The organism is Pseudomonas edaphica, from assembly GCF_005863185.1.
GTDB classification, from domain to species: domain Bacteria; phylum Pseudomonadota; class Gammaproteobacteria; order Pseudomonadales; family Pseudomonadaceae; genus Aquipseudomonas; species Aquipseudomonas edaphica.
Genome location: NZ_VBVZ01000422.1, coordinates 1 through 5,450, shown reverse-complemented (window position 1 = coordinate 5,450; position 5,450 = coordinate 1). Strand labels below are relative to the sequence as shown.

The 5,450-nt window shown below is 59.0% G+C and carries 7 protein-coding genes; 3 read left to right on the top strand and 4 right to left on the bottom strand.

Going from position 1 to position 5,450, the window contains the following annotated elements:
* From FEM54_RS23125 to FEM54_RS23110, 4 genes are all read right to left on the bottom strand, one after another.
* The coding region (locus FEM54_RS23125) for a 2-hydroxyacid dehydrogenase (RefSeq protein ID WP_138453231.1) at positions 1 to 780 on the bottom strand (780 nt) is incomplete at its 3' end.
* Between the two features lie 96 nt (positions 781 to 876).
* Positions 877 to 1,401, bottom strand: a complete 525-nt coding sequence (locus FEM54_RS23120) for a cysteine hydrolase family protein (RefSeq protein ID WP_138453230.1) — start codon at positions 1,399 to 1,401, stop codon at positions 877 to 879.
* Between the two features lie 255 nt (positions 1,402 to 1,656).
* Positions 1,657 to 2,103, bottom strand: coding sequence for a hypothetical protein (locus FEM54_RS23115; protein WP_138453228.1), 447 nt, complete (start codon positions 2,101 to 2,103; stop codon positions 1,657 to 1,659).
* A 57-nt stretch (positions 2,104 to 2,160) separates the two neighbouring features.
* A complete protein-coding gene (locus tag FEM54_RS23110) occupies positions 2,161 to 2,661 on the bottom strand; it encodes a DUF4822 domain-containing protein (RefSeq protein ID WP_138453227.1) in 501 nt (166 codons plus the stop codon).
* Between the two features lie 415 nt (positions 2,662 to 3,076).
* Here FEM54_RS23110 and FEM54_RS23105 point away from each other — a divergent pair, with 415 nt between their 5' ends.
* From FEM54_RS23105 to FEM54_RS23095, 3 genes are all read left to right on the top strand, one after another.
* A complete protein-coding gene (locus tag FEM54_RS23105; protein WP_017136634.1) occupies positions 3,077 to 4,354 on the top strand; it encodes a serine/threonine transporter in 1,278 nt (425 codons plus the stop codon).
* 125 nt (positions 4,355 to 4,479) lie between these two features.
* Positions 4,480 to 5,097, top strand: coding sequence for a ParB-like protein (locus tag FEM54_RS23100; protein ID WP_017136633.1), 618 nt, complete (start codon positions 4,480 to 4,482; stop codon positions 5,095 to 5,097).
* Positions 5,087 to 5,450, top strand: a 364-nt coding sequence (locus tag FEM54_RS23095; RefSeq protein ID WP_240792789.1) for a SulP family inorganic anion transporter, incomplete at its 3' end; no start/stop codon positions are given. The genes FEM54_RS23100 and FEM54_RS23095, both read left to right, overlap by 11 nt.

Genomic DNA, 5,450 nt, shown 5'->3' with positions numbered 1-5,450 from the left:
CGGTTCATCGTCGAACACATCCAGCGCGGCACCGCCGATACGCCGTTGCTCCAGCGCAGCCACCAGGTCCGCAGTCACCACCACGCTGCCGCGTCCGATGTTCACCAGGTAACCGTTCGGCCCCAGCGCATCCAGGGCATGGCGATCAATCAGGTGGCGGGTGCTGGCCCCGCCCGGCGTGGCCAGGATCAGGAAGTCCGAGGTGCGCGCCAGCTCCACGGCGGTTGCGCAATAGGTGTAGTCCACATCGTCGCGGGGCTGGCGGTTGTGGTAACTCACTTCCATGCCAAAGCCGAGGGCGGCACGTTTGGCAATCTCCATGCCCACTGCGCCGAGACCGAGAATGCCCAGTTGCTTGCCGCCCAGGGAAGGGCGCATCACTTTGGGCCATTCGCTGCGCCGCACCGCCGCGTCAGTCTGGGGAATGCCACGCACCAGTGCCAACAGCAACGCCATGGCGTGGTCAGCCACCGACGGCGCGTTTACGCCGGCGCCGTTGGTTACCACGATCCCGCGATTGCTCGCCGCTTGCAGGTCCACGTGTTCATAGCCGGCGCCGATCACGCAGATAATCTCGAGCAACGGCAGCGCCGCGATTTCCTCGGCATACAGCCCCAGCGGGCCACGGGTGAGCACCGCCTTGATCTGCGCGCCGTGGGCCTTGATCGCCTGGGCACGCTCGGCCGGTGTCGGCGCCAGAATCACATGGAAGTCGTTACTCTCGATGATTTGCAGGTATTCGTTGATGGTTTCAACCAGGACCAGAACAGTGGTGGACATCGGAAGGCTCTTCCTGAAGGGTTTGATAGGAGGAGTATGCGGGATTTGTAAGACGGAACGATTTGTTCGGTCAGAAAAAATCCCGCACAGGCAGTTCTAGAACTCAACATCCTGAGCTTTCACCCGCTTCACAAACGCCCCCGCCAAGGTCGCATTGTGATGCTCGATGATCGCCTTGGCCGGCAAGGTCGGGGTGTCCATGCAAGTATGAGCGTCCTCGGGCAGTATCACCGAAAACCCAAGCTCGGCCGCTACTCGGCACGTGGTGTCGATGCAAAACTGGGTTTTCATGCCGACCACCACCAATTCATCGACCTGTGCCGCCGCCAGTTGTTGCGCCAGGTCAGTGCCCAGGAAGCAGCTGGGGCGGGTTTTGTTGAACAGGTGATCGTGAGCGTCGTCGACGTCGAGGCCATGCCACAGTTGCCATAACGGGCTGCCAGCTTCGATCGGCGAACCTGCCGGGCCGGTGTGGCGAGCGACGAAGATAGCCACGTTGGCCCTGCGTGCGCGCTGGATAAGCTGGTTGATGGTGCCCAGCACGCGCTCACTCTCGAAGGGCTGTTGCGGCCCGTCGTATAAACCGGTTTGCATATCGATGATCAACAGGGCGTTAGCCATGGTCTTGCTCCTTGCAGTGGCCAGCGGGCGGGGCAATAAAAAGGCCCCGTCCATTGCTGGCGGGGCCTTGGGGTGTTTCGGGATGTTTTTAGCTTTCGCACCCACAGCCACCGCCCGACCCGCCATAAGCGGTCGTGGTGGTGGTGCGGGTGAGGCGGCGCTGAATGAGATTCATGGCTCGATCATGCTGGGGCGGGCGCGTGGTTGTCAACGGCGCTGCCATAGCTTCCTCAAAGGGCTGCCGCCACACTGCCATTATTGGGCAGAATCCGCCTGCTGCGCCTGGATTTGCTCTGCTTGCGCGATCGGCCTGAAATCGTAGGTAGGATAGAATTCCGTTGTGTAGGCGCCCCAGGCAGTGCGCTCTATCGCCAGATTGACCTCTACCAGGCGCGAAGCCGGCAGGCGTAGCACGACGATCTGTCCGATGCCCATGGTGACATTCCAACTGACCACTTCAACCCCGGCAGGAGGAAATACCTTGTGAAAGGCTTGCTTCGCCAATTGTGTCTTCAACTCGCTCAAGGGCCGCGACTGATCATGTTTGAGAAACACCGTTAACATGACGGCGTTATCAGCTGTGGCCGCCACAGTGCTTACGCTGGAGGGAGCGGCGGTGTTGGCAGTGGCTGCTGCGGGCAACAGAGCAACAGTCAACAGCACAGGTATTAACAATGATGTGAGGGCGTTACATGGCTTCATCTTGGGCACCTTGCAGTCTATTAATTCAAGCGGCGTAGCATCAGGCGTGAGGGCTGACTAGTTCGACAGCGCAGTTTTTATCGGGCCGATATAAGGCGCATGGACGACATAGATTCGAACAGGAGGGTTGTTGGCAACCATGTCGCGAGGTACTTCGCGCGAGTAGGTGAACTCGTTCTTATCCAGTTTTTCCAGTCGCCTGACCACGGTTTTGGTCGGTCCCACATCGGGCACCAGAATATGGGTATTTTGGTCGCCTGTGACGAGGAAGTAGCCGCCACCGCCATCGGCGTATTTTGAAAGCCCGGTGTCAGCATAGAAGAACTCATAACGGTTGCGCTGTGGGTCCCACATTGAAATGCCCACCACACCGGGGTAGTTGGCCTTGACATCCTTATCCGGGGCACCCTCGATATAGACTTTGGTGGTCAACCATTGTGGGGAAGAGGCCAGCGCCTGGATATCCCGTTCAGGCGCGGTTGGCGTTGCGTAACTTTCGCTGGATTTAAATAGGCCGATAAGACACAGACCAGTTAATACAATACTGAGTGTTTTCATTCTTGAATTCCTGAGGCTGCTGGCTAAGAGCGCGGCATAATGTTTGTGCGAGGGACGCGGCGATCTTAGTGTGTGCTCTGGCGGCGGCTCAATGGTTATGTATGGTCTTGTAATAGTTAATGATCTATTTCAGTGGAAATATTATTTAGATGTAGGCTGTGTCTGCTTTAAATGTCGGATACTTCTTGGAAGTTGCTTCTTTTGACGGATTTTTGGCAACGCCATAACCTTTCGCAGCCCACGAAAGCTGCCGTCCGCCACCCTCCTTGAATTGCTGCGCCGCTCAACCATTCCTCAGCTAAGTCTTTGCTTATTCGAGAGAATCCCGGACAATCCGGCCCCTTCTATGGTCGAGGCGCTGCCTGTCAGGTTTTTCTGACTCGCCCCGGCCGTGTAAATGCGGAGATCCGACCGGATGAATGATCAGGCCAATAGCGTCGACGAACGCTATGCAACGACACCTGCAACCCTCACAAGCTGGAGCCGCCAGGACACCACCTGGATGCTCGGCCTGTTCGGCACCGCTATTGGCGCCGGTACTTTGTTTTTGCCGATCAACGCCGGCCTGGGCGGCTTCTGGCCCTTGGTGATCCTGGCATTGCTGGCGTTCCCGATGACGTTCTTCGCTCACCGTGGCCTGACGCGCTTCGTGCTGTCCGGCCGTGCCGGCTCTGACATCACCGACGTGGTTGAAGAGCATTTCGGCCTCAAGGCCGGTGCACTGATCACCTTGCTGTACTTCTTCGCCATCTTCCCGATCCTGCTGATCTACAGTGTGGCCCTGACCAACACCGTCAGCAGTTTCATGGAACACCAACTGCACATCATGCCGCCGCCACGGGCGATCCTGGCCTTTGTGCTGATCCTCGGCTTGCTGGCCGTGGTGCGTTGCGGCGAGCAAGTGATCGTCAAGGCCATGAGCCTGATGGTGTATCCGTTTATCGTTGCCTTGCTGTTCCTGGCGGTGTACCTGGTCCCGCACTGGACCGGTGGCATCCTCAGCACTGCCAACGAAGTCCCGGCGCCGTCTGCGCTGCTCAATACCTTGTGGCTGGCGATTCCGGTGATGGTGTTCTCGTTCAACCATTCGCCGATCATCTCGGCCTTCGCGGTTGATCAGAAGCGCCAGTACGGCGCCAATGCCGATGAGCGCAGCTCGCAGATCCTGTGCCGCGCGCACCTGTTGATGGTGGTAATGGTGCTGTTCTTCGTGTTCAGCTGCGTGCTGACGCTGTCGCCGGCACAGCTGGCCGAAGCAAAAGCGCAGAACCTGTCGATCCTGTCGTACCTGGCCAACCACTTCGACAACCCGACCATCGCCTTCGCCGCACCGTTGATTGCATTCGTGGCGATTGCCAAGTCGTTCCTGGGCCACTACATCGGTGCCAGTGAGGGCCTTAAGGGGTTGGTATTGAAAACCGGGCGTCGTCCGGCTGCCAAGTCCCTGGACCGCATGACCGCCGCGTTCATGCTGGTAGTGTGCTGGCTGGTCGCCACGCTCAACCCGAGCATTCTCGGCATGATCGAAACCCTGGGCGGCCCGATCATCGCGTCGATCCTGTTCCTGATGCCGATGTACGCGATCCGCAAGGTGCCGGCCATGGCCAAGTACCGTGGGCAAGCATCCAATGTGTTTGTCACCGCGGTGGGCCTGGTCGCGATTACTGCGTTGGTTTACTCGCTGTTGTCCTGATGACAGACGCCGGGTAGCAAAGCCGATTCGCGCACTGCGTGAATCGGCTTTTTTTTGTGTCCGAAAAAATCCCCATGCCAATGAGGGCTAAGCTGTCGACGTGTTGGTTCCCTTTGGAGATACCCATGGCTCGGCCCCGCCCGCAATTGGTCACAGGCAAGCTGGAAAAACTGCACCCTACACAATTGACGGTCGGTATGGCTGAAGTCGCTGCCAAGCGCGACGCCTGGACCAAACTCAAGCGCAAGGAGCGCGCCGCCGCCCTCGACAAGCACTGGTTCCCTTGTGTGCTGGGGCCGGACGAGCGCTACTACATCACCGACCATCATCACTTCGGTATGGCTTTGATTCTGGAAGAGGTCAAGAGTGTGTCGCTGCTGATGCTCAAGGACCTGTCTTTCGTGGAGCGCAGCACCTTCTGGAATGTCATGGCATTCAATCAATGGGTCCACCCCTACGACGCGCGCGGTTTGCGGCGTACCTATGAGGCCATTCCCCGCAAGATTACCGACCTGCAGGACGACCCTTACCGCAGCCTTGCCGGCCTGCTGCGTACCGCCGGCGGTTACGCCAAGGACGCAACACCGTTCAGCGAGTTTTTGTGGGCGGACTTCTTTCGCAGCCGTATCGGCAGCGATGTTGTCAGCCAGCCAAATGCCAAATTGTTGGGCAAGGCCATGACTCTGGCGCGCAGCCAGGAAGCTCGTTATTTGCCAGGATGGGTTGGGCCGATTGAAAACTGAAACCGTTACGCCCGTTGCCGTACCCCCCAATCGTACCCAGGACATCCTGGCCGGGTTGTCCATCGCCGGGTTACTGCTGCCGGAGGCTGTGGCGTATTCCAGCATCGCTGCGTTGCCGCCGCAGGCCGGTGGGATCGCCTTGTTTGCCGGGCTGGTGTGCTACGGCCTGTTGGGCACCAGCCGTTTTGCAATTGTCTCGGCCACGTCCTCTTCTGCGGCGGTATTGGCGGCTGCCACCGCCAGCCTGACCGGGGATGATCCGGCGCTGAGGCTGTCCCTGGCCTTCGGGCTGGTGCTGATCACCGGCGTGCTGTTTGTGTTGGCCGGTTTGTTCAAGCTGGGCGGTGTGACGT